Annotated in this window: 28 protein-coding genes; 12 read left to right on the top strand and 16 right to left on the bottom strand. The window is 64.3% G+C overall.

Going from position 1 to position 25,408, the window contains the following annotated elements:
- The 10 genes from ABEL04_RS04285 to ABEL04_RS04240 all read right to left on the bottom strand — a co-directional run.
- Positions 1-872 (bottom strand): S8 family serine peptidase (locus tag ABEL04_RS04285; RefSeq protein ID WP_375801148.1); only part of this gene is annotated, 872 nt, incomplete at its 3' end.
- Positions 873-1,030: 158 nt separating this feature from the next.
- Positions 1,031-1,540, bottom strand: a complete 510-nt coding sequence (locus ABEL04_RS04280) for an NUDIX domain-containing protein (protein ID WP_375801147.1) — start codon at positions 1,538-1,540, stop codon at positions 1,031-1,033.
- A 155-nt stretch (positions 1,541-1,695) separates the two neighbouring features.
- Entirely contained in the window at positions 1,696-2,307 is a 612-nt protein-coding gene (locus ABEL04_RS04275; protein WP_375801146.1) for a class I SAM-dependent methyltransferase, read from the bottom strand.
- Positions 2,308-2,350: 43 nt separating this feature from the next.
- The gene (locus tag ABEL04_RS04270) at positions 2,351-3,178 is read right to left on the bottom strand and encodes a sulfite exporter TauE/SafE family protein (protein WP_375801145.1); all 828 of its coding nucleotides are present in this window, start codon (positions 3,176-3,178) and stop codon (positions 2,351-2,353) included.
- Positions 3,179-3,223: 45 nt separating this feature from the next.
- On the bottom strand, positions 3,224-4,801 hold the full coding sequence (locus tag ABEL04_RS04265; protein ID WP_375801144.1) for a S41 family peptidase: 1,578 nt from the start codon (positions 4,799-4,801) through the stop codon (positions 3,224-3,226).
- 151 nt (positions 4,802-4,952) lie between these two features.
- Positions 4,953-5,813: a twin-arginine translocase subunit TatC gene (gene tatC / locus ABEL04_RS04260; RefSeq protein ID WP_375801143.1), complete on the bottom strand. Its 861-nt coding sequence runs from the start codon at positions 5,811-5,813 to the stop codon at positions 4,953-4,955.
- A gap of 91 nt (positions 5,814-5,904) precedes the next feature.
- On the bottom strand, positions 5,905-6,513 hold the full coding sequence (locus tag ABEL04_RS04255) for an orotate phosphoribosyltransferase (RefSeq protein ID WP_375801142.1): 609 nt from the start codon (positions 6,511-6,513) through the stop codon (positions 5,905-5,907).
- A 96-nt stretch (positions 6,514-6,609) separates the two neighbouring features.
- The gene (glyA, locus tag ABEL04_RS04250; protein WP_375801141.1) at positions 6,610-7,908 is read right to left on the bottom strand and encodes a serine hydroxymethyltransferase; all 1,299 of its coding nucleotides are present in this window, start codon (positions 7,906-7,908) and stop codon (positions 6,610-6,612) included.
- A gap of 151 nt (positions 7,909-8,059) precedes the next feature.
- Positions 8,060-8,386 (bottom strand): DUF4359 domain-containing protein, encoded by a 327-nt coding sequence (locus ABEL04_RS04245; protein WP_375801140.1) that lies wholly within the window; start codon positions 8,384-8,386, stop codon positions 8,060-8,062.
- Between the two features lie 140 nt (positions 8,387-8,526).
- Positions 8,527-9,207 (bottom strand): DUF4159 domain-containing protein, encoded by a 681-nt coding sequence (locus ABEL04_RS04240; protein ID WP_375801139.1) that lies wholly within the window; start codon positions 9,205-9,207, stop codon positions 8,527-8,529.
- Positions 9,208-9,355: 148 nt separating this feature from the next.
- Here ABEL04_RS04240 and ABEL04_RS04235 point away from each other — a divergent pair, with 148 nt between their 5' ends.
- From ABEL04_RS04235 to ABEL04_RS04200, 8 genes are all read left to right on the top strand, one after another.
- On the top strand, positions 9,356-9,544 hold the full coding sequence (locus ABEL04_RS04235) for a hypothetical protein (RefSeq protein ID WP_375801138.1): 189 nt from the start codon (positions 9,356-9,358) through the stop codon (positions 9,542-9,544).
- Positions 9,545-9,578: 34 nt separating this feature from the next.
- Complete coding sequence (locus ABEL04_RS04230) at positions 9,579-9,764, top strand: zinc ribbon domain-containing protein (protein WP_375801137.1); 186 nt, start codon at positions 9,579-9,581, stop codon at positions 9,762-9,764.
- 152 nt (positions 9,765-9,916) lie between these two features.
- Positions 9,917-11,101, top strand: a complete 1,185-nt coding sequence (locus ABEL04_RS04225) for a JmjC domain-containing protein (RefSeq protein ID WP_375801136.1) — start codon at positions 9,917-9,919, stop codon at positions 11,099-11,101.
- A 30-nt stretch (positions 11,102-11,131) separates the two neighbouring features.
- Complete coding sequence (locus ABEL04_RS04220) at positions 11,132-11,692, top strand: DinB family protein (RefSeq protein ID WP_375801135.1); 561 nt, start codon at positions 11,132-11,134, stop codon at positions 11,690-11,692.
- 163 nt (positions 11,693-11,855) lie between these two features.
- Complete coding sequence (locus ABEL04_RS04215) at positions 11,856-12,419, top strand: TIGR00730 family Rossman fold protein (RefSeq protein ID WP_375801134.1); 564 nt, start codon at positions 11,856-11,858, stop codon at positions 12,417-12,419.
- Positions 12,419-13,114: an alpha/beta hydrolase gene (locus tag ABEL04_RS04210; protein ID WP_375801133.1), complete on the top strand. Its 696-nt coding sequence runs from the start codon at positions 12,419-12,421 to the stop codon at positions 13,112-13,114. The genes ABEL04_RS04215 and ABEL04_RS04210 overlap by 1 nt, the downstream gene beginning before the upstream one ends.
- 144 nt (positions 13,115-13,258) lie before the next feature.
- Positions 13,259-14,641, top strand: a complete 1,383-nt coding sequence (locus ABEL04_RS04205; protein ID WP_375801132.1) for an arylsulfotransferase family protein — start codon at positions 13,259-13,261, stop codon at positions 14,639-14,641.
- A 151-nt stretch (positions 14,642-14,792) separates the two neighbouring features.
- A complete protein-coding gene (locus ABEL04_RS04200) occupies positions 14,793-15,176 on the top strand; it encodes a hypothetical protein (protein ID WP_375801131.1) in 384 nt (127 codons plus the stop codon).
- 82 nt (positions 15,177-15,258) lie between these two features.
- Here the strand turns inward: ABEL04_RS04200 and ABEL04_RS04195 are convergent, their stop codons facing one another.
- The 4 genes from ABEL04_RS04195 to ABEL04_RS04180 form a co-directional block, all read right to left on the bottom strand.
- A complete protein-coding gene (locus ABEL04_RS04195) occupies positions 15,259-16,155 on the bottom strand; it encodes an alpha/beta fold hydrolase (RefSeq protein ID WP_375801149.1) in 897 nt (298 codons plus the stop codon).
- A 64-nt stretch (positions 16,156-16,219) separates the two neighbouring features.
- Positions 16,220-16,684: a DUF4385 family protein gene (locus ABEL04_RS04190; RefSeq protein ID WP_375801130.1), complete on the bottom strand. Its 465-nt coding sequence runs from the start codon at positions 16,682-16,684 to the stop codon at positions 16,220-16,222.
- Positions 16,685-16,713: 29 nt separating this feature from the next.
- Complete coding sequence (locus ABEL04_RS04185; RefSeq protein ID WP_375801129.1) at positions 16,714-17,718, bottom strand: hypothetical protein; 1,005 nt, start codon at positions 17,716-17,718, stop codon at positions 16,714-16,716.
- Positions 17,719-17,868: 150 nt separating this feature from the next.
- Positions 17,869-18,612 (bottom strand): DUF3047 domain-containing protein, encoded by a 744-nt coding sequence (locus ABEL04_RS04180; RefSeq protein WP_375801128.1) that lies wholly within the window; start codon positions 18,610-18,612, stop codon positions 17,869-17,871.
- Between the two features lie 362 nt (positions 18,613-18,974).
- Here ABEL04_RS04180 and ABEL04_RS04175 point away from each other — a divergent pair, with 362 nt between their 5' ends.
- From ABEL04_RS04175 to ABEL04_RS04165, 3 genes are all read left to right on the top strand, one after another.
- On the top strand, positions 18,975-20,120 hold the full coding sequence (locus ABEL04_RS04175) for a glycosyltransferase family 4 protein (protein WP_375801127.1): 1,146 nt from the start codon (positions 18,975-18,977) through the stop codon (positions 20,118-20,120).
- Between the two features lie 168 nt (positions 20,121-20,288).
- Positions 20,289-21,272, top strand: coding sequence for a sulfotransferase (locus ABEL04_RS04170; protein ID WP_375801126.1), 984 nt, complete (start codon positions 20,289-20,291; stop codon positions 21,270-21,272).
- 13 nt (positions 21,273-21,285) lie between these two features.
- Positions 21,286-22,278, top strand: a complete 993-nt coding sequence (locus ABEL04_RS04165; protein ID WP_375801125.1) for a hypothetical protein — start codon at positions 21,286-21,288, stop codon at positions 22,276-22,278.
- Between the two features lie 382 nt (positions 22,279-22,660).
- On the opposite strand, the gene ABEL04_RS04160 is transcribed toward ABEL04_RS04165, so the two are convergent.
- Both ABEL04_RS04160 and ABEL04_RS04155 read right to left on the bottom strand, forming a co-directional pair.
- Positions 22,661-23,299, bottom strand: a complete 639-nt coding sequence (locus ABEL04_RS04160; RefSeq protein ID WP_375801124.1) for a phospholipid-binding protein MlaC — start codon at positions 23,297-23,299, stop codon at positions 22,661-22,663.
- Positions 23,300-23,359: 60 nt separating this feature from the next.
- Positions 23,360-24,838 (bottom strand): TolC family protein, encoded by a 1,479-nt coding sequence (locus ABEL04_RS04155; RefSeq protein WP_375801123.1) that lies wholly within the window; start codon positions 24,836-24,838, stop codon positions 23,360-23,362.
- Positions 24,839-25,049: 211 nt separating this feature from the next.
- On the opposite strand from ABEL04_RS04155, the gene ABEL04_RS04150 reads away from it, so the two are divergent.
- The gene (locus ABEL04_RS04150) at positions 25,050-25,343 is read left to right on the top strand and encodes a DUF721 domain-containing protein (RefSeq protein ID WP_375801122.1); all 294 of its coding nucleotides are present in this window, start codon (positions 25,050-25,052) and stop codon (positions 25,341-25,343) included.
- The last annotated feature ends 65 nt before the right edge of the window (positions 25,344-25,408 follow it).

The following is a 25,408-nucleotide window of genomic DNA, read 5'->3' as shown; positions in this document are numbered from 1 at the left end:
AGATGCTCGACCGGTTGGCTCGATGGAGCGTCATTTCGATCGTTGCCGGCAGCCTTGACGATGACGTGGCGGGGAGCATTGTAAGCAATCTGGTCCCAGGCCCGCGCGAAGGCGCCGTAGAATCCGAAGCGATAGTCCTCCGTTTCGCTGACGGACGGATCCCCGAACCATCGCCACATCCGCTCTTCCCGATCGTATCTCCATCCCTTGATGTACCCCCACGAGTGGTTTGACACCCGAAGTCCCTCAGCCGAGGCCGACGCCAGCTCACTCCCGACGTTTCCAGTATCGTACGAATGAACCGTCCCCTGGAAGGCCATGCCTTTGGCGACACTGTTGACCCCGGTCGCGGACATCGTGCCCGCCACGTGGGTGGCATGATTGGTCGGTTCCCCCTCGTCTCGGATGTCAACCCGTCCTCCAAACTCCTGGTGGGAGGCCCGAACCACCCCTCCGACCTCCCAAATCCCGAGAGTCTCGGTCTGCCCCGTGAGAGAGAGCTCCAAACTCCCCCCGGGCCACACGTCGTCTACCGAGGAGGTTTCTGCCCCACCGAGGTTGGTAGTGCTAACGTAGACCGGCTGCCCATCTTCGACGTCCCGAAGCACGGCGATGCGTCCCTCTCCCAGTTCTATGCGAAGAGGGGTTCCCGTGCGCTCCGCGAAGGCCTGCACCTTCGCGCTCCGGCGCTCCTCTTCGACCGCCATTTCCTGTGCCAGCTCCTGGAGGCGCGCCTGTCGGTCCTCGTCCTGCGCCTGTGCGTCAGCCGACCCCAAAACAAACATGCAGCCCAGGAGCACGGCGCCCCACCAACGCCAGCTACGCACTGTCCAGTCGTCTTCAATTTCGGTCCGGAAACGCTTAGGAGGCATGCTTCAAGCGGGGGACAAGTGGAGAAGTCAGTACAGCTTATATGGTGCTCGTCGACGTCTGTCAGGTTCCTGGAGGGTTCCCGGACAGGCGCACCCATTGCATACGGTGGAAGGCACTGCGTGTGCAGAGGGAACGCAGGCGAGTGTGTTCCCAACATCTAGCCGACGGAAGACCCTGGATTCTCTCTGGGCGTGTGACCACCTGCCTCCTTCTCTTTTCCGGAAGGATCCGGCGCCACTGTGGAGGCCCACCATGGGGCGTTCCGGTCGGGCCTCCCAGCCAGGAGCGTGCGCAGCGGGGTCGGCTGTAGGGACGCGGCATCGAGCTTCTCAACCGGGACCCATCGGAACGCCAGGTACTGCTCGCGGGCTGTGGGTGCTACGCCCGCCGACAAAGATGGCACCGTGGTCAGAAAGCAATGGTTTACCTCGTATTGCGGCTCGCCGGCTCGCGTCCACTGATGTTCAACGGCCCCGAGGTAGCGCCCCACGGTGGCCCGCACCCCAAGTTCCTCGTGTAGCTCGCGGCGGAGACATGCCTCCAGGCCCTCCCCGGACTCATGGTGCCCTCCCGGCAAAAACGTGTGCGGCTGCCCTTCCGACTGAACGACGAGCAGGTGTCCCTCGTCTCGGATGACGGCGCGGGCGAGCAGGTGGGTGGTCGGCATTCGGTCGGGGCGGCTGGCTGGGGGCAGACGTGCGATCAAGAACTCACGATGAGCCAATACTTCTGCCCCCAAATTGATCGTTCCCATCTCCTCGTTCTTCGTCCATCTCTTTCACATCTTCCCCCTCCTTCGTCCGGCGCTCCCCGCTTCTCTGCCTACGCTACCGCCATGCCCGAAATATGTGGCGATACCGGCGGAACCCCGGCGCGAAATCGTTCGAACTCTACCGACGAGAAGCCTGAAGTTTGCAAAATCGCGCCCGTTCTGCGGTGGGGGTGACAGCCGTCGGCCAGCGTCTTCCACACAGGCCGAATACCGTGCTGGAACCAGCAGAGCGGGGTGTGCTCGTCGGCCGCCACGTGCTCGACAAAGCGGAGCTGCCCGCCGGGCCGCAGGATGCGTCGCGCCTCGGCCAGCGTGTCCGTCACGTCGGGCACAGAGCAGAGCACGAGCGTGCTAATCACCGTGTCGACGCTGTCGTCCGGAAGGCCGGTGTCCTGCGCGGGGTCGGTGCGGAGGGATGCGTCGATCGCACGACCGTCGAGCCGGTCACGGATATAGCCGTGCATGTGTGGGTTCGGCTCCAGGCCGATCCAGCGGAGGGAATCGGGCAGGTATCGAAGGTTGACGCCCGTGCCCGGGCCGATTTCGACGACTGTGCCCGCTAGGTCCGAGAAGAGCTGCCGCTTGCGGTCGCCGTAGATTCGGTGCTGCGCGTCGTCCCCCCAGGCAAGGGTGCGCGCAAAAAGGCGCTGGGAAAGAGACATTGATCCAGGTCGAACAGGTCGGAAGGGAGAGACGAGCACTCAATCATCCGATGGCCCCCCACACCAGCCGCCCGGCTACGACGACGGCGAGGAGCGCGAAGCCCCACCGTAGCCACCGGGTGCTGAACCGGTGGGTCAGAGCTGCGCCCCCCTGAGCCCCGAGCACCGCCGGCCCGGCCAGCAGGAGTCCGGTGCCCACGTCCACGTAGCCGAGCGCAAACGCCGGTCGGCCCGCCACGCCGCTCCCAAGCAGGGCGTACGCGACGGCACTGAGGGTCGAGATCAGGACGATGGTGGCGCTGGACGTGCCGACGGCACGCCGCATGGGGAGGCGCAGTCCCCAATGGTAGGCCGGCACGAGGACCACGCCGCCGCCCACCCCAACGGCGGCTGCTACGGTGCCTGCCGCCGTGCCGGTGCCCAGCCACGCTCCCCACGGCGATGTCGACGGGTCCATCCTCGGAGTGGCGTCCCTGGTTCTCGGGCCTCCCATGCGGCCTACCACGACGAGCAGGGCCGCCGCGAAGAGCAGCTGGAAAAGGGTCGCGTCGTACCAGGGCTGCGTGACCACGAAGCCGGAGACGAGCCCCACCGCCGCTGAACTCGCTGCGCCCACGTACAAGGCCGTGCGCGAGGCGACTCCCCCGCGCCGGTAATGATGGAGCGCACTCGTGCCCGCCGCCAGGCCGGTGCAGAAGAGCCCCGTACCCACGGTTAGCGGCGTGCGCACCCCAGCCGGCACGTCCCATATTCCGTACACGGCAAACAGCATCGGCGTAAACACTACTCCGCCCCCCACGCCCACGAGGCCTGCGATTATGCCCGCCCCGAACCCCGCAATGCCCAGCAGAACGGCTTGAACCAGCGTCATCTGGCATTCTCGGATCCGTCGGCAGAGGCTTTCTCCATTCGTGCGCTAGTTTTCCTCCGAAGGCGACAGGAGATCGCGGTAGCGGTCGGTCTGTCCGAGCAGTACCGTAGCGGCCTCAACCTGCTTGTCTCCAGGGAGGAGGGCGGCCAACCGGCGATCAGCACTGACGTAGCGGGACAAAATCTCACGCTTCAGGTGTCGTTTCAGCGCCGATGCATGACGGCGAAATGCTTTTTTCTTGGTCTCCTGCAGCGCCCGATCCAGCGCGGCCGCCTCATCCTGCACGTCGTCGTACCCTGCTTTCCTGAGTCGTGCCCGCAGCGAATCGAGGGACTGTTCCGCCTGGATCGGGTATTGGGCCCCTTCCTGGTCGAGCCAGGTCCGAAAGGCCTCAAGTTCCGGGTCGGTCACCGAAAAGTTTGCGGTGAGTGTATCGTGGGTCGCGGCGTAGTGGTTGGCGTAGCGGAAGAAGGCGGCCCGCCGCGTTAGCGCCGACTCCAGGGGACTGGGGGACGGAGGCGAGACGCGCACGTCTGGCCGGATGCCGTCCCCGTCGCGCACCGTGCGGCCATGGACTGTCTCGTGGGGCTGGCCCCTCGACTCTGACACACTGGTATCGCGGGCCGCTGTATTCAGAGCCTGAATGGTGCGACCGCTCGGGGTGTAGTACTGTGCCGTCGTGAGCTTGAGGGAGGTATTGTGGGGCAGAGACTTCACCTTCTGCACGAGTCCCTTTCCGTAGGTCGTTGTGCCCAAGATCACTCCTCGGTCGCGGTCCTGAATCGCGCCCGCCACAATTTCGCTCGCCGAGGCGCTCTTGCCATTAACGAGGACGACGAGGGGCACGTCGGGCAGCAGTGGCGTCCGGCCGGTCGTGTACGTGTTTCCGGTCTTGTCCTGACGTCCACGGGTCGAGACGACCACCGAGTTTTGGGGCACGAACAGCGCCGTCACCCCCACTGCCGCCCGGAGCAATCCGCCCGGATTGCCGCGCAGGTCGAGGATGACGCCCTGAAGGGTCCCTTTCGCTTTCAACTCTTTGAGGGCCGACGCCATCGCCTTCGGTGCGTCCCGCGTGAAGCGTTCCAGCTTAACATACCCGATCTCGTTCGCCTCGCCGACCCGTCCGCGGTACGCGACGTCGGGAAGATCGACCTGCTCGCGGGTGAGGGTGAACGTGAGGGGGGCCGGCGTTCCTTCCCGCTCCACCACGATGCGGACCGTAGTCCCGGGCTCGCCGCGGAGGAGCGTTTCCACGTCATCGACCGATAGATCGGCCGTTGACTGACTGGCCACCTCGGTGATGACATCCCCGGTTCGCACTCCCTGTTTGTAGCCGCTGGCCCCCGCCACGGGAGCAACCACCGTGATTTTGCCGCCGCGGCGTCCCACCTCAAGGCCAACGCCTCCGTACCGTCCCTTGGTGATAATGTCGATCCGCGTGCTTTCCGACTCGTCGATAAACGTCGTGTAGGGGTCGAGCTCATCCAGCATCGCCTCGATCCCCACCTGCATCAGGTGACTCGGGTTCACCCGCTCCACGTACCCGGTCACGACCTTTTCGTAGACCGCGCCGAAGATGCGAAAGCCTTTCCGCAGTTCAAAGAGATCGTCGTCTGGCATCCAGAACCCCACAAGCACACCGATCCCCAGTGACGCCGCGAGTGCGATTCCCAGAAGTGACGTCCTTGCACGCGTGGTGTGCATAGGCTCTCGCTAAACGTAAGTGCATTCGTTCAACACGACTTCGGGGGGCTCCAGCAACGCGGAGGCGCTACTCGTCCAGCATGCCGAGCTCCTCTCGCCGACGCCGCGAGACCCACCGTGAGATGTAAATCGAGAGTTCGTATAGCCCGAGCAGCGGCAGGGCTACGATGATCTGCGAGATCGGATCCGGGGGGGTCAGAAAGGCTGCCACGGCAAGCACTGCGAGGAGCGCGTACTTGCGGTAGGTCCGCATCGCCTCGGGGGTCAAGATGCCTACCTTCGTCAAAAAGTAGACGACCACCGGTAGCTCGAAGAGCAATCCTGTCCCCAGCGTCCAGAACGACACCATCCTAAAGTAGGTCATGATGTCGAACATGTTGTTGATCTGCTGCGACAGCGTGTACTGCGCAAAGAACTGGAACGCCAGGGGGGTGAGGATGAGGTATCCGAACGCCGCTCCAAGCAGGAAGAAGAAGGTGGCAAACACCGCCGAGAATCGCATCCCCTTCTTCTCTCCCGGATAGAGGGCAGGCTCGATGAACCGCCACGCGTAGTACACCATGATCGGTGAACCGACAATGATGCCGACGACGATGATGGTGCCGAGGTCGGCAAAGAACTGGCCGGTGATGGTCCGGTTGAGCAGATCTACTTCGACGGGGGACATCCCCAGGAGCTCGTACATGAAGAAATCCGTGCGCGTCGGCCCCAGGAGGATGCGGTCGATGATCCAGTTGCTGAAGAACGCACACAGAATCGTCGTAAAAAGTACCCCGGCCCCGCCTTTGATCATCGTCCATCGCAGCTCCTCGAGGTGGTCGAGGAACGGCATGACGCCCCGCTCGTCGGGATGCATGTCCTCGCTCGGGGCCCCGTCGCCCTGCACCTCGGGAGGCGTTTCGGTCTGTGAGGGTGAGACCTCGGACATGCGACTACGACTGCGTTGCGACGGGAAAGGATCGACCCGCTCCATTCGGCATGGGCTCTAGTTTCCGGAGCCCACACTTCGATGTGTCTTCCTACGCGCTGTCCGAACCGCTGGTCCGTCCGTCGCGGAGGTTGAGGTCGAGCAGCGAATCAACCCACAGTCCTTCGGCCTCAATCCGGTCCTGCCCGCTGCTCCACGTGAAGTTAAACAGGGTGAGGAGCCCCTCTACCGTGAAGCCGGCGCGGCGTAGGAGAGTGAGGGCCTGCGAGGCGCTCCGGCCGCTGTTGATGATGTCGTCGAGCATCACGACGGGTTCTTCGGGCTCGACCGGCCCCTCAACGAGGCGACGGCGCCCGTGCTCCTTGCGCTCATCGCGGACGAGGCCTCCTTTGAACGTGTCTCCGTCCTCCGCCGACAGGACACTGCACACGAGTGGATGGGCCCCAAAGCCATACCCTACAACCTGCTGGGCCCCCCGTTGTCGTAGACGCTCGCTGAGCACTTCGCCCACCTCCCCGAACAGCTCACCGTCCAGCATGGGCACGCGCGTGTCCAGGAGCCACCCGATAGGTTGCCCCCGCGGATCGGTGATCAGCTCATCCTCGCGGCGCACGAGCGCACGCTCGTAGAGGCGGCGTCCGAGCTCCACGAGTTCGGCCCGGGTGGAGGAACTGAGCGTGCTTCGGTCCACGGACGGCATGGATCTGTGCAGGGTCGTAGGTGACGGGAGTGGAGCGAATCGGGCCTCATGTGAGACGATAAGCGTGAACCACCGGGCGCGCAGGCGCGTTCCGCCCTACGCCACAACGAAGTCGTAAAGCGGGAACTCCTCACACAGGGCCCTGACCTCTCGTTCGACGGCGTCCTGCACGCGTTCATTGTCCGGATCCTGAAGCACCCGGTCGATGAGCTCGGCCACGCGGGCAAACTCCTCCGTGCCGAAGCCGCGGGTGGTCATGGCCGGCGTCCCAAGGCGCAGTCCGCTCGTCACAAACGGGCTCTTGTCGTCGAAGGGCACCATGTTCTTATTGGCAGTGATGCCCGCTTCTTCGAGGGCGTGCTCGGCCTCTTTTCCGGTCAGCCCCTTGTTGCGAAGGTCGATCAGGACGAGGTGGTTGTCCGTGCCGTCGGACACGAGGTCGTACCCCCGCTCCCTGAGCGTCGCTCCCATCGCCCGGGCGTTGTCGACAATCTGCTCGGCGTACTCGGTAAACGAGGGCTGCAGCGCCTCCTTGAATGCCACGGCCTTCGCAGCGATCACGTGCATGAGTGGGCCGCCCTGCGTGCCCGGAAAGACGGCCGAGTCCAGGAGCTCGCTCATCATCTTGGTGCGCCCGCTCTTGCGTGCCGTCTTGCCGAAGGGGTTCTCGTAGTCCTCCCCAACCAGAATCATGCCCCCACGGGGCCCCCGGAGCGTCTTGTGGGTCGTGGTGGTGACGACGTGGGTGTGGGGCATCGGGTCGTTGAGCACGCCCCCGGCGATAAGGCCGGCCGTGTGGGCCATGTCCATCCAGAGGAGGGCGTCCACCTCGTCGGCAATGTCGCGGAACGCCGCGTAGTCGAAGTCGCGCGGATAGGCGCTGGCCCCGATTGAAATCATCTCTGGATCGACCTCCTTGGCCCGGTCGCGCACCCTGTTCATGTCGATGCGCCCGGTGTCCTCCTCGACACCATAGTACTCGGCGTTGTAGAGGATGCCGGAAAAGTTGACGGGCGATCCATGAGTGAGGTGCCCGCCGTGGGACAGATCAAGTCCCAGGAACGTGTCGCCCGGCTCCAAGAGGGTCAGGTAGACGGCTGCATTGGCCTGAGCCCCCGCGTGGGGCTGGACGTTCACCCAGTCGCAGTCGTAGAGTTCTTTGGCCCGGTCGCGGGCCAACTCCTCAGCCCGGTCCACGAACTCGCAACCGCCATAGTAGCGTTTGCCCGGTAGGCCCTCGGCGTACTTGTTGGTGAGGGCCGTGCCCATTGCCTCCAGGACCGCCCGGGAGGCGAAGTTCTCAGACGCGATGAGCTCCAGGCCTTCGTTCTGGCGCTGGACCTCCTTCTGGATAACGTCGTGGATCTCGGGGTCTTGCGTGCGGAGCTTGCTCATCGGGATGTACAAATTGGTTCGGCACTCCGGCCGGGGCAGCTTCCCGTCCGCCCGAAGCACAAACTGGACTTAGGATGGTAGAACATAACGCAAATGTCCGCGGCGGGATTCGACCCAGGCCTGCCCCCACGACGGCCTGCTCCGGAGCCAACTACTCTTTGATCCGAAACTCGTCGACCACGAAGAACTGCCCGGCGACCCCCAGAACTCGTCCATTCGGGGTCCCGTCTTGATCCAGATCGACGGCGTAGGTGCTGCCCACGAGATAAGAGCGTCGCTCCGTGAACTGCGAGATGTTGTCGGCGAGCAATTCGCTTCCGGCTCCGCCGATCAGGCCGGACAATGCCCCGCGGCCCAGTTCACGCTCGATGCGGTCTGCCGCGTGGATTCGCACGAACGTTCGGAAGGCCTCCATGCCAGGGTTGGTGACGGCCAGAAGTCCAATCACGACCACTCCGAGAATCAGGGCCTTCTTCATGACCGGCAGGTGGCTCGGTGAACTTTTGAGTAGGCCCTTCCAGGGCTTGCAGAACGGTTCTCGGCGGAGTCCGTCTCCGTCCGCCGAACGGGCGACCCGAGCCTCCAGGCTCACACGCAAACCGTGTGACCGGCACGGGGCTAGTGCGTCATCGCGTAGGTGAGAAGATTGGTGCCCATCCGCAGGGCCTTCCGGCGCTTCTCAGGGGGATTGTTGTGCACCGATGCTGGCTCCCATCCGTCGCCGAGGTCGCTCTCGACGGAGAAGAACACCATGAGCCGGCCCGAGTCGTCGAAAATGCCGTACCCCTTCGGCGCTTCCTCGGGGTCGTGCTTGTGGATTGCGGGAAGCCCGTTCGGGAAGTCGTACCGAATGTGGTAGATGGGATGGTCGAACGGGACCTCCACGAGCTTTTTCTCCGGAAAGACCTTCTTCAACTCAGGACGAATGTGCTTGGCGAGCCCGTAGTTGTCGTCGACGTGGAGGAATCCTCCTTGGAGTAGGTACCGACGCAGGCGGTCGGCCTCCGAGGCCGAGAGTGTGATGTTGCCGTGGCCGGTGAGGTACAGGTACGGGTAGGCAAACACCTTGTCGGTCTTCAGCTCGACGACGTCTTCCTTCCGAGGCACTCTGAGGAGCGTGTGCTGCCGCGCGAAGGCGAACAGCTCGGTCAGCGATTTCTCGTCACTGTACCAGTCGCCCCCGCCGTCGTACTTCACACGCGCGATCGGCACCGTCGGCTTCTTCTGCGCCCGGGCATCCGGGGCCCCCAATCCCAGTCCCAAGATCCCGATCAGTGCGGCCACCAGGAGGCGATACATTGTTTGTGTGCGTCGTGAAAGCGTTTTGATTGCAACGTCCAACGTGAACTTGCGCGCTCCGCTCAGGTTCGACGATTCGTGCGAACTCCGTTTGGCGCTCCTCGTTCGTCACCGCCCGTTGTTCTGTCGGACTCCTTCTCCTCGTCCCATGCATAAGGTTGTTAAGGCCTTCCTTCTTTCCGCCGCGGCCACAGGGGTTGCGGCCCTGCTCCTCAGTCAGCTCGACCTCGACGCGGCCCGTCCAGATCCGGATGCCGGATTCCCGGGACCGGATCCGGAGGACATTGACGCGGACGACGTGGAAACACTGCTGAACGAGCTGGCCGCTCAACTCTAACCATCTCCCGTCTGGCCCGCCCCCTCTTGCCCCCATGGCCTCGCATAGAGAGTGCCCCTCCTGTGCCCTCGAATTTGAGGACACGGGCGATGTCGAACAGTGTCCGTACTGCGGCTACGAGTTTCCGCAGCGGAGCTCAGGTGTGAAGTGGGTCGCCTGGCTCCTTGCATTGCTCCTGCTGTGGCCCGCCATCCAGGGCCTGATGTACCTCCTCGGGTAGTCGCTAGGTCGCGTGAGACGCGAGATGTGACCCACGGCTCCTTCTGCGCTACGCATCACTCCTCACGCATTCTCCTCACGCATTACGGGCCCGCTCCGACGCGCTCAACTTCAGCGCCTCTTTCTTTACGCAAGACCGCTTTTCCTCTTTCCATGCAATCCACTGCCTCCCCGACCGAGGTGCTCGGCGATCGCTCGCCCGCCGAGTTTCTCGACACGTACTGGCAGGAGCGCCCGCTCGTCATTCGGGATGCCCTGCCGGGCTTTCGATCACCCGTTTCCCCGGAGGAACTGGCCGGGCTCGCCTGCGAGGACGACGTCGAGAGTCGCCTGATTCTTGAAGAGGGCGGCGCGTACCCGTGGGAGTTGCGGCACGGCCCGTTCGATCAAGAAGAGTTCCTCAATCTACCCGAGACACACTGGACCCTCCTCGTGCAGGAGGTGGATCGTCTCCTTCCGGAGGTAGGGACCCTGTTGGACCATTTCCGGTTCCTGCCGGACTGGCGGCTGGACGACATCATGGTAAGTTATGCTCCCACGCACGGGAGCGTGGGCCCCCACATCGACAACTACGATGTCTTCCTCCTGCAGGGGCAGGGGCATCGGCACTGGGGCATCGGGACCGAGCCGGTGACGGACGAAGAGATCGTGCCGGATCTCGACGTGCGCATCCTCGCCGACTTTGAGCCCGATGAGGAGTTCGTCCTCGGCCCCGGCGACATGCTGTATCTGCCGCCGCGCGTGGCCCACCACGGCATTGCAACGGACGATGCGTGCATGACCTATTCGGTCGGCTTCCGGGCTCCGCGCCACCAGGATCTGGTGGCCAACTTTCTTCAGCACGCCATCGAGACCCTCGACTCGGACGCCCGGTACAGCGATCCGGACCTTGAGCCGGTCGACCATCCTGGGGCGCTCCACGAGGATGCCCGCCAGAAAGTGCGCGGACTGCTCCGGGGCCTCGTCCGCGACGACGCGTCGGTCGACCGGTGGTTCGGCCAGTTCCTGACCCGGCCCGACCGGGACCGGGAAGCGGTGCCGCCGGAGACGCCCGTTTCCGAATCGGCCCTCGTCGATGCCCTGCGGCAGGGGCAGAGTCTGCGGCGGGGCCCGGTGGCGCGCCTCGCCTTCATCGAGCACGACGATGGCACGGCCACCCTCTTTGCCAACGGAGAGGCGACCGAACTCGGGGCAGAACTCGCCTACGCGGCTCGGCTCGTGACGGGTCGCGAGCGGATTCCATCTGAGACGTTGACGCCTCACCTCGACGATGAGGCCTTTGTAGACCTGCTCACCTCGCTCGTCAACGAGGGCCTGCTGGAGTTGGACAGGGCGTAGCCTTCTCCCCCCCGCCTTCCGCTCGGCGTCATGCACTCGCAGCTCGAGGACTATCACTCCGGATTTGCCGACTTGAAGGACGAGGCAACTGCGCTCGTGGCTGGTGTGGATTCCGATACGATGCAGGCCCAGCCCAGTCCCGAGCGATGGTCCGCCGTCCAGTGCTTCGACCACCTGAACACCGCCGGTCGGCTGCTGCTGCGGTCGATGGAAAAGGAAATTCAGCGGGGTCGGGACGAAGGGCCGTTCGGGGATCCGCCCTTCGAGTATGGCTTCGTGAGCCGCTGGTTTGTCCGATCCATGATGCCTTCCTCGGGGTGGACCTTCAGTGCCCCCTCCGCCTACGGACCAAACGCCCCAACCGTCCTCTCCTCCGGCGGGACAGTGGACGAGTTTCTGGGCCTGCAGGACCGGTTCATGGAATGCGTGGAGGCCGCCGACGGACTTGATCTGCGACGCCTCCGGCTGCCGTCGCCCGCCGTTTCCCTGCTTCGCATCAGCCTGGGCGCCTGGTTCGAGGCCACCCTCGCCCACGAGCAGCGGCACCTGGAGCAGGCCCGGCGGGTGCCGGACACCGTTCGTTCGAGTTGACCCGAGGTCCCGTCGGCTTCTTCCACACTCATCGGGTCCTGTCGTCGCCAGGACCGTCTTCCCGATAGTTCGGGCGGCCGGCTTCCTCCGACGACGCGGGCATCGCAGCGCCCGACGCCGACGGGTCCTTCGTAGTGCTCTTTCCCAATGCCTCCCTTACCTTATGCCGTCCATCTGCGTCTACTGCTCGTCGAGCAATGCCATCGCCGACACCTACTCGCCCGTAGCTACAACACTGGGGCGCGCGCTGCCCGATCGGGGCCACGAGTTGGTGTATGGCGGGGCCACGGTGGGACTGATGGGCCTGGTGGCCGAGGCCACCCACGAAGCGGGGGGCACGGTGACGGGCGTGATTCCCAAAAGCCTGGAGGCCCGGGAAGGCATTGCGTACGACGCCGATGAGCTGATCGTAACCGATACCGTGCGCGAGCGCAAGCGCATTATGTACCGGCGGTCCGATGCGTTCGTGGTGTTGCCGGGGGGGTACGGCACCGTCGAGGAACTCATGGAGGTGCTCTCGCTCAAGGAACTTGGGGATCACGATCGCCCCATCGTCCTAGTCAACGTGGACGGTTTCTTCGACACCCTGCTGTCGTTCTTCGATGAGCTCTGGGAGGGCCGGTTCGCCCGGACCGTCGCGACCGATCTGGTTCACGTCGTCCCGTCCGCCGAGGCCGCGCTCGACCGGATCGAACGCGTGATCGTCCAGGACGGTCGTTCCTCCTGATGCACAGCTCGCTCGACCTCTCTTCCCCCTCTGCCTCCATGTCGGACCCGCCTGCGCTCCACTCCGTTCGGGTCGCTCGTACGGCCCGCTACGCCACACTTGGCTCGCCCAGCACAGCCGCATCGTGGTGGGTGGTGCTGCACGGCTACGGCCAGCTCGCCTCCGACTTTATCCAGGCGTTTGAGCCAGTCGTGACGCCGGATCGCTGCGTGGTGGCGCCGGAGGGGCTCTCGCGCTTCTACGTGGACGGCATGGACGAGCACGAGCAGGTGGGCGCCTCGTGGATGACCCACGAGGCGCGTGCCGACGAGATCCACGACTACGTCACTGCCCTCGACACCGTCGTTCAAGATCTCGCCGAGGACCGTCCGCCGTCCCTCCACGTCCTCGGTTTCTCACAGGGGGCCGCCACTGCAAGCCGATGGGCCCTGCTGGGCAGCACGGCCGTCGACCGCCTCACCCTGTGGGGCGGCCCTCTCGCCCACGATCTCGATCTAGCGGCCCACGCCGCCTCGCTCCGAGCCATGCCTTTGACATTCGTGTGGGGCACGAACGACCCGCACATGGCAACGGGGGACCACACAGCCGTGCGCCGTCGGCTCCAGGTCCACGACATTCCGGCCACGTTCCGCACCTTCGACGGCGGGCACCGGCTAGACGAGCCCCTGATCCGAGCCCTGACGGACGACGCGTAGAGGGCTGTCGCGGGTGCATCCCCCGCAGACCGAAGTTGCGCGGGTGCCCGGCTCTTTCATAGATTCGTGCGAGGAGAACGCCCGACAAGCAGGGCACTTCCGTCTGCGTGGTGCTCCCTTTTTCTCTCCCAGCGTTCATCGTCGATGCGGTCATTTTCGTTCGCAAAGGTGGGGTTCGCCTTTTCACTGATGGTGCTTGCGTTCGTGTACGGCTTCGCGGCCCGCTGGCACGGGTGGTTCCCGAATGATTTCCTTGAGCAAGCGTCTCAGCAGGCGACCCGATTGCGCAAGGCCTGGTCGCCCGGCCCCGCCGCCCTGGCCCCCCGTGTGTACGACCGCACCGGTGTCCGCGTCCCCCGGCCCGATTCCGTTCAGCCCGGAGTCACGCTCATCGTCTCCTCGTGGAAAGACGAGGACGGATGGAGGCCGGAGCTCCGGCTCATCGACCGTCAGGGACACGTTCTGCACAAGTGGCGCGTCGACCGGAAGGCCCTCTTTTCGGGCTCCTCCATTTCGCGAGGGGGGCTCCCAAGCGGACGCATCCTCCACGGATCGCACCTTTTTCCGAACGGAGACGTGCTTGTGAACCTCGCGTACATCGGCACAGCGCGCCTGGATGCCTGTGGAAACGTGCTCTGGCGGCTGCCGCAGGGAAGCCACCACTCCATCGAGCGGGCCGACGACGGGTCGTTCTGGATTTCCGGCACCAGCTTGGAGCCCCGCGCCAGGAGCGATCGCTTCCCCAACGGCTTTCCGGGCATCGACGAGCCAACGTGGCTCGACCAGATCCTGCACGTCTCCGCGGATGGTACCCTGCTCGACAAGATTGGCGTCCTTGACGTGCTGTACGCGAACGACCTGGAGCGCCACATTGTCCAGGAGTACCAGCCCGAAGCCGGCACGGGCGGTCTGCGGTCGAAAGACCTCACGCACATGAACGATGTGGAGCCGCTCTCTTCGTCGATGGCGGACGAGTACCCACTGTTTGAGGCTGGGGACTTGCTGGTTTCTCTCCGGGACATCCATCTGGTGTTTGTCGTCGATCCCCAGTCCAAGACCATCAAGTGGCACGCGTCAGCCCCGTTCATCCAGCAGCACGATCCGGACTTCATCGGAGACGGATGGATCGGCGTTTTTGACAACCGCGATGATTTCGTCGAGCGGGGAAAAATGCTTGGCGGAAGCCGCATCGTTGCCCTGCAGCCGCACACGGACTCGACGAGGGTTCTCTTCCCGACCCGTCACTCGGCCCCGTTCTACACGGATGTCCGGGGAAAATGGCAACAGCTGGAAAACGGCAATATGTTGCTCACAGAGTCCATGGCGGGCCGAGTCGTGGAGGTGGCCCCGGATGGAGGTACGGTCTGGGAGTGGGTGAAAGCGCCCTACACCGAATCGAAGGTGCCTGCGGTGCTGGAGGGCACGCGCTACGACCTCTCGCCAGACGAGATTCGCTCCTGGCCCTGCTCTCCGGCGCCCCCTTCCCAGGATTCGTCGAGGAGCGCAAGCGGCGGCCAAGCGTCCTGAATGCCCGTTCTCCCCTGATCCTCCTCTCAGCCGGTTCCGTGCCCCCCTCGGGTGCGGGCCCGAGCCCACGCGGCGGACCAGCAACCGTGTCCGGCGACGAGGCGCCGTGCGGCGTTCTCCTCCACCTCCTCCAGCAGCTGCCCCCTAGCGGATGAATGTGTTACTCGCGACGTTCGTCGTAGTCGGCTTTGCCGTCACGCTCGAGTATCTCCACCTCCCGGCGCGAGCTCGCGAGGTGGGGCAGTGCAGCACCGAGTGCCTCGATGTGCTGCGGGACGACTCGCTGAGTGACCGGGAGAAAGAAGAGGCCCTGCAGCAGCGGGCTCGGCGTCTCTTTAAGCTCCTGGGCATCCTTCTCGGGGGAAGCGCACTCGCGCTGGGGATTCCCCTGCTCGGGGTCTGGCTCGTCGGACAACTCGGGATCGGTTCCTACGGGAGAACCCTGGCGGTGCTGCAACGAATCGACTTTCTCGCGGGAGTGACCGTCGCGGGCGTGCTCGGGTATCTCGTTGTCCGGCGGGTTCGCGCGTCCTGACTGGCACCGGCGGTCGAGGAACCCTCACTTCTTCACGGTCCGCGGTCACCAGGGGCTCGACAGACGAGCGCAGGCCCCGGCGCTACCCCTCAGCCGCCAGGTGGTCGAGCAGATGGCGGTTGACGAGCTCGGGGGCGTCGTGCTGCACCCAGTGCGTGGCTGTGTCGATAGTCTCCAACCGCCCATCGACGCACATCGCGGCGCTGGGGACGGCCATTTGGCGGCCAAGGGCCACATCCTGCGCGCCCCACAATACGAGCGTCGGCACCTCAACCGGTGCCGATGGTGGGGCGACCCGCAGTGCCCGGCGGCCCGCAGCCCGGTACCAGTTCAGCATGCCCCGAAGCCGGCCCGGCCGCCGCCATACCTGCCGGTAGATCGCGAGGTCTGTGTCGTCGAACGTGCCGGGACGACCGCTCCCCCGCAGAAGCGCGGCGAGCAACCGTCCGTCGTTGTATCCGAGCAGCCATTCCGGAAGGACCGGGAGCTGGAAGAACAGGGCGTATGTGCTCCGCAGCAGCTGCGCGGGGCTTGACCGGAGCGTGTCGCGAAAGACGCGGGGATGGGGCACGTTGAGCACCGCGAGTCGGCGTAGGCGCCCCGGATGGGCGTGGGCGAGGTGCCAGCCCACCATCGCCCCCCAGTCGTGCCCCACGATGGAGGCGCGCTTGCGACCAGCAGCGTCGATCAGCGCGCACACGTCATCGGCGAGGAGATCGAGGTCGTAGGCGGCCACGGCCCGCGGCGCCCCGCTCCGGTTGTAGCCGCGCTGGTCGGGGACCACTACGCGGTAGCCGGCATCGACGAGGGCTGGGATCTGACGGCGCCAGCCGTACCAGAATTCGGGGAAGCCGTGGAGGAGCACCACGAGCGGCCCGTCGTCGGGCCCCGCCGCCCGCACGTGCAGCTTTACCCCCACACCGTCGACCCGGTACCGCTCAAGAGAAACTGGAATTCGACCCGCCGGGTCGCTCGCCATCGCCGTTTCGTGCTTCCTCACAGTCGGTTGTCGATGCCCCCCCAATTTTCGAACCTTCCCATCTTCAATCTGACATGGGACTCGCGTCCGGCTCGTACACCTCCTCCTGGTGGCGCTCCTTCAGGCGCTGATACGTGGGGTCGTCCGTGAGGGCCTGCCACGCGTCGCGGAAGACGACCGCCGCCGCCCGTTTTTCGGGATCGGCCCACTGCTGCGGGGCCCGCTCGGTGCCGTCCTCGTTGTACTTCTGCCCGCCCGGATACTTTGCGTACCGCATGGCCCGGGTGAAGCCCATCTGCAGGTATTTGCGCACCATATCCGCCCCCACGAAGTCGCCTTGCGCCCGGTAGGACCGGTACGCTTCCCGGAGCGCCTCCACCGACGCCTCCGCGGCCGCCTCATTCTTGAACTGCCAGTCGGGGAGGAGCTCATCCTTGTAGGGCTGCACCTTGAACACGCCCTGCTCGCCCGACTGGTACCGGTAGCACTCCGGCCGCTCTCGGAAGTTTACCTCGTACTCACCTGCCATTGCACAGACTGGGGCGATGACGCAGGACGTTATCCGCTCGACACCGGACCATCCTCCTTCGACTCCACCCGCCGGGGTTTCGCGCGCTCGGTAGAGAGACGCGACCACGTTCGCTCGGCGAAGTCGCGGAAGGGCTCTTTCTGATGCAGCCAGCCAAAGTGGAGGACGTATGGCGTCAGTTCCATGTACTCTCCCATTCTCGGAAGGTACTCCGCGGCCCCCAGCAGAGCGTCCCGCACCCGGGCATTCGGGAGGCCCCGGAGGCTGTAGACGAAAGAATTCGTGTAGAGGCGGTACGACACCTCACGGAAGTCCGGATCGTGGTCGGTCAGCGAGTCGATATAGTCGAGCTGAGGGCTATTTCGCCCTTGCAACCACGGAAACACGTGCAGGTTGAGGTCGCTCATCGCCAGGGCAAGGCTCCACTCGCACGTTTCCTCGCTCCGCCCCTCGTTGAGACGGCTTCGGAAGTGGGTCTCGTCCGCCCGGTCGAGGTAGTCCGCGGCGACCTGCCCGACCTCGCGGGTGCGGGCCTCCTCCTGCGCGTAGATCATTCCGGCCTGCACACGGGGAAGCTGCGTGAGGCCCAGCCGTCGGAGCGTGCGCGGGCGCCGTCCCAGCAACACGTCCATGACGACCCCAATCCCCTTCGGGCCCCCAAAGAAATGATCAGCATTCTGCAGTCCCGTGGCCGTGAACGGAAACGCGGCGAACTGCTGCCAGAGCGGATCCGGCGCGCGGCACCACACCATGTCTGCGTCTACGAACAGCGATCGGTCGAACACCTTAAACCGGTGCAGGTGGTGCTTAAAGCCGGTGATTGACTGGTGCTCGGGGGGCAGGTCGCCGAGCACGTCGAAGTGGTCCTCCAGTCCCCGGCGCTCCAGTAGGCTGCGATGATGCTCCGGGCAGAAGAGCGCCACGGGACGCTCCGTGTCGTGCCGCCGGAGCGTGTGGACCGACGCCACGGCGTGCTTCACGTACCGGTCGGGCCCGTAGCTATGCAGAACGTAGCCTTCGCGGGGCGTGGCCATGCCGAACAGGAGCAGCGAGAATAGCCTCGGACGTCTCCTCACGGAAGAAACCCTCGGATTGGTCCGTCCGAGTTTCTGGTGTCTTCCGTCTTCCCTGCGCCCCCGACGATGACCGCACCCGGAGGCGCCTTTCCGAATGAAGAACGGTTCCTAGCGGGCGGGCAGCAGTTTAATGTCGTCGATGTCGACCTTTGCCACGCCGCCAGTGGTGTCGGAATCGCTCCAGACGGTGATCGAGACGGGACGATTGGGAGGGTCTCCCCCGAACACCTGTCGGTAGTCGTTGATCACGTTGCGCTGAATGACTTTCCACGTTCCCTGCCGAGGTTCTGCGGCCGAACTGACGACAATCACCTTCAGCACCCCAAAGGAGACGACTGTACCCACAGAGAGCGACGAGCTGTAGGTGTATTTGATGCTTTTGGGACGTCCCAGCCAGTCCGTTCCGAACGTCACGTATACGGCCCCGCCGGTATCGTTCTTGCCCTTCTCGCTCGCGCCCTCTGGGAGCCGCTGGGCCCGCCAGCGCCACTTGAGCCGAGGATGCGTCTTTATGCTCCACTCAAACTCCTTGCCGTTCCGTTGGCTGTAGCGGAGCACTTCGCCCTTCGTAATGAGGCGGAGGAATTTGTTTTTCTCTTCCTCCTTCACGACGACTTTCTCTCCCGGATCGCGTGTCTCCTCGTACGTTCGGATGTTTTTCGATTCGGTCACGTAGACCCACTCGTCTGGGAAGGTGCCTACGCTGTCGTCTTCAAAGTCGTCAACAACGATTGGCTTTTCGCGGGTTTGCGCATCCGCCGTACTGTGCAGGCCCACCGGGAGAAACATGGCTAGTGCGAGCGCGAAGCGGCACCAGGAGTCTGTGGACGGGCGGATGAGATTGCAGCTCATAGACTAGGGAATGCAAACTGGAGTAATCGGCGGTGATGGCGGAGTTCTGGGACATCGCGTGTGGGAGCGTTTCACTGGCGGATCCTGCCAGGGTCTTCTCCGGTCGACTGGGGTCCCGATTTATGCTCTTGGTCTGCAGAGACGAAGAGGGAAGATGGTTCCAGTTGGCCGCTTGCCGCTCTGTAGAGGTAACATCAGGATCTCTCCCCATGGTCAAGGAGTTACTCAGCGTGGTTGTGACCCACCCTGGCACCCGTACACTCAAATGGAAGCGTGCGGAACATCGACACAGGCCGCTCTTAGCGCACAGATGATTCACGGCGGTCGTTCTCACTCCTCGGCGTCTCTCGGGATTCCATCTCATGCGCCTCCTGTTCATCACTCAGGACTTTCCGCCCGACGTCGGGGGGATTCAGACGTACTCGTGGGAGGTGGCTCGTCGCCTTGCCCGCCGCGTGCAGGCCCTTGAGGTGGTGGTTCCCCAGCGTCCGGAGGCCCACACGGTTGATCACGATGCCCCGTTTCCCATCACCCGGCTCCCGGGACGCCCCGATTTCCTTCCCTTGTCCTCTCTCCCCATTCTCCCCGTTCGCGCACAGCAGACGCAGGCCCACGTGGCTTTCCATGCCCAGTGGCAGACGGTGGGGGCGTCGGCCCTCAGCCGAGCCTTGGTCGGATGGCCTCGCCGCATCGTATGTGCCGCACACGGCCGTGAACTCTTGTTCAACCCGGCTCCCACGTCGGCCCTGCGCCCGGCGTACGACCGCCTGCGGCGCTTCCTCCTGCGGCAGGTCGATACGTTCGCTCCGGTGAGCCACTACACGGCCGGCCTGCTGCACAATCACGGCGTTCCGACCCACCGTACACACGTTGTCCCGAACGGGACGGACCCGGAGCGCTTCTATCCCCGTGACGGGGCTTCCCTGCGGCGGCGCCTCGGCCTTTCCGGCCGGTCCTTGCTGCTAACGGTGGCCCGCCTCGTTTCCCGAAAGGGCATCGACACCGTCCTTCATGCCCTCCCGACCATCGCACAGGCCGTTCCCGACGTGACATATGTAGTTGCGGGGACAGGGCCGGACCGGGCGCGCCTAGAGCGGCTCGCCGACGACCTTGACGTGCAGTCGCACGTTCAGTTCGTCGGTCACGTCGACTACGAAACGCTCCCGTCCTACTACAGCGCCGCCGACCTGTTCGTTATGCCTGCTCGGGAGGACCCGCCGGACGTCGAGGGGTTCGGAATCGTGTTCCTGGAGGCAAACGCGTGTGGGACCCCCGTCGTTGGGGCCCGGACCGGAGGCATTCCGGACGCCATCCAGCACGGCGAGACTGGACTGATCGTACCGCCCGGTGCCCCAGAGGCGCTTGCCGAGGCGGCCACCCGGATTCTCACGGATTCCGACTTTGCCTCGACGCTTGGCCAGCAAGGGCGCCGTTGGGCCGTCCGTGAAATGAGCTGGTCCCGCGTCGCCGACCGCGTGTACGCTCTCCTGGCTCGTGACGGGACGTGACCCAACCTCCCCCTCAGATTTTGCAGAGGATGCTACCGCCCACCGAATCTTTCTCCATGTCGGCGCCTTGACGCAGAAGCACGAGTACTGCCTCTTTCCGCCTCGCCCCCCCTGGCCCTCGCACTGAGGGCAGATCTCGCTGCTGTCCTCCCCCGTCCCGCGCTCCTCATGCTCCTTCTTCAGGGTGTTTTCCGATCAGGCACGACGGCCCTCTTCCGGGCACTGCGCCGGGACGGGACGCTTCGTAGCTTTTACGAGCCCCTCCACCCCAACCTGCTCAATCACATCCAGGAGTCGAGGACCGCACACCCCGATCATCCGAAGTCATCACTCTACGCCGAATACGCTCCTCTCTGTGGGCAACTGAGGGCACATCTCGGTCCGGAGGGCCCTCCCCAGTACCGGGCCCTCGGGGAGGAGGACGAGGCCTGCGCACTGAGACGCTATCTGCACCTCCTGGCCGACACGGCGGAGGAGACCCTGTTTCAGTTTAACCGCGCGTTCTGGATGGTGTCTTGGCTCGCCCGGGCCTTTCCCGACAGCTCGTTCGTGCATCTCGTCCGCGACCCCCGGTCGGTCGTCTGGTCCCAACTGACCACCGCGTCGGGCGAGCGGGTACGGATGGACTGGCCTGTGTTGGGTCGTCTCATTCCTTTCTCGTCCGGGACCCTACGCCGGGTGTTTTCCAAGCACGCCTACTTCGGGGCGTACCACCTCGATGAATACTTCGAGGCCGGCCGGCGTCTGCTTCACGACGCTCCCCCCGGCGGTTCCACGACACAGGCACTCCGCCGCCTGGAGGCTGTGCGCGGAGCCGTGCCGTACGTGAAGGCGCTGGCGCTGTGGGGGGCACAGGTAGAGCTCTGTCACTGCCACGCCCGGTCTGCATTCGGGGACCAGTATCACCTCCTCCGGTACGAAGCGTTCTGCGAGGCCCCCTGCGAGCATCTTCGGTCGGTGTACGCCCTGCAGGACCGCTCTCTCCCCGACCCGGTTCGCGAGTATGCACGGTCCTCCATCGATGCCGACCGTCTTCGGCGCTGGACGGACATCACCGGCGCCGAGCAGCGGTTTCGGGAGGGAATCCACTGTGCGCAGATCGCGGATCTCATGCGCGACCTCGGCTATGATCCCTCCGGCGAGTCTCGGTAGTTCCCTCTCCCCCATGCAGCAGTGGTTTTCCGATCTTTTTGAGGCGATCCGAGTCCGATGGGCCCAGTTTCGGGACAGCTCGGTAGGCGGGCGCATCCTCACCAGTCTTCGCTGGCTCTTCGTGCTCGGGGTCGTTTCGTACCTCGCGTACCAGCTCACCCACATTGGCTGGGCACGCGTCTGGGGCGAACTCCCTACGACTCCGTGGTTCTACATTCTCCTTTTCCTGATGTACGCCACGCTGCCCCTCACGGAGGTCGTGCTGTACGGAAAGGCCTGGGATGCCGACTCCTGGGCACTCCTGCCCGTTCTGCTCCGCAAGCGGGTGCTGAACAACGACGTGCTCGGCTATTCGGGGGAGGCGTACTTCTATCTCTGGACTCAGCGCAACACGAACCTCGAACACCAGCAGGTCCTCGGGACGATTAAGGACAACACGATCATTTCCTCGGTCGCCTCCACCAGTGTCGCGTTCCTGCTGCTGGCCCTCTTTTTTCTCACCGGGCAGATCGAACTCCTCCAAAAGCACCTTCCGGACCAGACGTCGACCCTCGCGGCCGGCGTAGCGATCGTCATCTTGGTCGTGAGCGTAGGCATCAATTTCCGTCAGGCCATTTTCACGCTCCCCACGTCGCTCCTTCTGCTGATAGGTGCCGGCCACCTGACCCGCTTCGTGTTGAACAATGGATTCCAGGTCACGCAGTGGGCAGTGGTGATTCCTGACGTTTCGGTCGGGAGCTGGATCACGATGCTCGCGCTCCACATCATCATCAACCAGGTGCCCCTGGTGCCCTCGCGAGGCCTCGTCTTCCTGAGTGCCGGTGTGGAGCTCTCAGGAGCCCTGCAAATTCCCGAGGCGGCCCTTGCGGGCATGCTGCTCACCCAAACCTTAATCGACCGCCTCCTCAACTTCTCGATCTACGTGGGGACGACCGCTCTTGAGGTCGCGACCGTTGAGGGAGCCAGAGACCTCGAGGACCTCTCCCTGCCGGAGGAGGTGGCGTAGAAGCCCCCCGCTCGACGTTGAGTAGCAGGAATGCCTCCACCGCCGCACGGTCTGAACTGCCCAGCCCAGCCGGCGTCCCCAGCATACCTCCTCCGGCGCTGTGCCGCTGTGGTCGCGGCCGCAGCCCAGGGCGGAGCCGTGCAAACGAGCAGCGTCCGCGGTTCACCCATCCAGCCCCACGGTTCCGCCAGGGTCGAAGGTCGTTTCGGGTCGCAGCCGGAACCTGCCCCGTGAACAGCCCGATCCGCGATTCCACGCAGCCGCAGTCTTCGACACAGGCGTGGTTCGCGAAAGCTGGATGGGAGGCCTCCATCTTCCCCAAACGAGGTGGGGGACCGCATCGGAGCCGCGGCCTGAGGGATCGACATCGGGGCTTCGGGCCTCATCCGTCGGACTTACCGTTTGAGGTCGCTTCGGCCCGCTTCTTCCTCAGGCTTTCCATGAGCGTCTGGAAGTCGCGCTTACGGATGATGTTTTGGAAGGACCGCGCGTACCCCTCGGCTGTGCTCACGCCGTCGATGATGATATCTTCGGCCCGCCACTTCCCGCCGCGTCGCTCCAGGACATACTCAACGGGGGTCGTTCGTCCTTCGTACTTGGTTGTAGTGCGGACGAAGGCACTGTCCCCCTGTACCTGGATCTGGCCATAGGTGACTTCTGAGTTGTACACCCCGAGGTCACTCATGGACTGCGCCCGAACCACGTCGCGGAACACATCGATAAACTCCGCCCGCTGCTCCGTACTGAGATCGTCCCAGTACGGCCCGAGTGCCCGCTTGCCCATGATTCGGAAGTCGATCACCCCATTGATCAACCCCTTCAGTCGCTCACGCTGCTTGGCCGTGTAGTCCCCGTCCTCCCCCTTGAGGATCGTCTTGATCTGCTGGTCCCGCTCCTCAAGCATCTGGCGAATCTTGGCCTCCGTGGCGGACGGGCCCTGCGCCCACCCCCCCCGAACACCGCCTCCGAGCATCAGGGCGAGGACGAAAAAGGCTACAACAGAAAAACGGTACGTTGGCATGCCTTGAAAAGGTGGGTCGGTTCGAGGGAAGCTCAAGTGACGGGAACGTGCCCCGCTGCCTCACCCCCCGCTTGTGGAAGACGTGTCAAGAAGCGTGCCACGTCGGGCCCGCTTGGTCAGCGTTCCGGTGGCGCGTAGGAGCCGAAGGACGGCGAGATTGTAGCGCTTGATGGCTTCGAGGTAGCGGGCGCGAGCCTTAAGATCGGCCCGGACGGCTTTCACAAGGTTCTCGGTGTCCCCAAAGCCCAAGTCAAAGTTCACCTGCTCGGTTCGCAACCACTCGCCAGCAATGGTCGTGGACCGGTCTCGGGACTTGAGGCTCGTCTCCGCGATGAGGAATTTACGATAGGTCTCCTCCACCTCAAAACGCACGAGTTGCCGGGCGGCAGTCTGTTGATTCTGAACCTCATTGAGCTTCGCCTTGGCCTGATCTACCCGGGCTTCTATCTGTCCAAAGTTGAGATTCTGCGTGATCCCGATGCCGGTGCGCGTCCCGGTGCCCATGAAGGCGTCCCCCACGAAGGGATTTTCGGGATTGGGACGCTCTGGCAGGGTGATGCTCTGGGACAGACTGGCCTGCACGCCAATCTTCGGGTAGTAGTCCGATTGTGCGACGTCTACGAGGGCCTTCCGGGCCTTCACACCGGCCTGGGCTTGTTCAACTTCCGGACGGTTCTGCAGGGCGAGCTGGATGTAGTGGTCGAGCGAGTCTGGATGCAGGGAGAACGGGAGTGGTTGGAGCTCGTCGGCGGCCGGGGCAATCGTCGTCCCGTCGGGCAGGAAGAGCTGGCGTCGTAGGGCCGACCGTGCCGTTGCTTGGTTCTGGTCAATCTCTACAATGCGACGCTTGGTTTCCTCCTCCGTCAGACGCGTCTGGAAGAGATCGGCCTGGCTCACGCTCTCATCTCCCTCGTCCAGCAGACGATTGATTTCTCGCTTGGCCCGATCGATGACCTCTTGGGTCCGATCGGCGAGCCGCTCGAGCTCTTTGGTCAGAAGCAGGTTGTAGTAGGTTTTTCCCGCGCGGGCGGCCACCTCCAGGGCCTTCTGGTCCACCCGAGCCGCCTCGACGTCTACTCCGTGTCGGGCGGCCCGAATATTGCCTGACAGCTCGCCCCAGGTCCAGATGGGCTGTCGCACCGAAATCTCGAACCGGCTGAAGGGACGGAGTGCCCCGAGGGACCAGTCGTTGTTAAGGTCGGGCTCGAGGTAGAGCCGATCTTCCGACACCCCGGATGGGACATCCTCCAATCCCGGAGCAAACGAATGGGCCGTGTTCAGGGACACGTCCGTGAGGTACCGATTTGCCTGCGCCTCCTCCCTCCGAGCCGCAGCGAATTGGCGACTCGCCTGGCGGCGCTCAACCTCGGGGCTGGCGTCCAGCGCCCGGATGATCGCCTCCGTGAGCGTGACCCGTATCGTATCGGGAGGCGCAGCCTTATTGTTCACCTCGGCGGTAGGGGACGAGAGGCCCGACAGAGGACCGACAGCCAAAACCGCTGCGAGTACGAGCGAGGGCACAGAAGCAAGATGCGTCATTCCAACGACTGAAAAAGCGATACCAAAACTTGACCGATTGAATGCTCCCACCGTGGTGCTTCTAGCGTCCCAGGCTGCCTACGAGGGGAAGAGCCGCCTTCCGGCGGATGAAGGTAACACCCGCCTTGACCGGATTCCGGCACACGTCTCGTTGTCTGGCGTAGAGGACTGTCCCTTTGCTGATTTTCTTATCGCCGCCCCCCGCCGATCCATGTCTGCACACGACGACCCCCGGCCGCTAGGCGAGGTTCTCGAGGAGGTCATCGACGAGCTCGGAGTTCAGGCAGAGATCGACGAAGCTCGCGTCGTCGAAACCTGGGCCGCAGTGGCCGGCCCCAAAATCAACAGCGTCACCGAGTCGGCCTGGATGAAGGAGACGACGCTATACGTAAAAATCACCTCGGCCGCCTGGCGTCAGGAGCTGCACATGAACCGACGCAAGTGGCGCGAGCGTCTTAACGGGGCCCTTGAGTCGGATCTCATAGACGAGATCGTGTTTCGCTAGACAGGGATCTGGTGCAGATCTGAGGTTCTACTTCGTTTCTGGACAGTCCCTGAGAGGGGAACGAG

The sequence above is a fragment of the Salinibacter sp. genome (assembly GCF_042218895.1).
Classification (GTDB): Bacteria; Bacteroidota; Rhodothermia; order Rhodothermales; family Salinibacteraceae; genus Salinibacter.
This window is presented reverse-complemented; position numbering and strand designations above follow the sequence as displayed.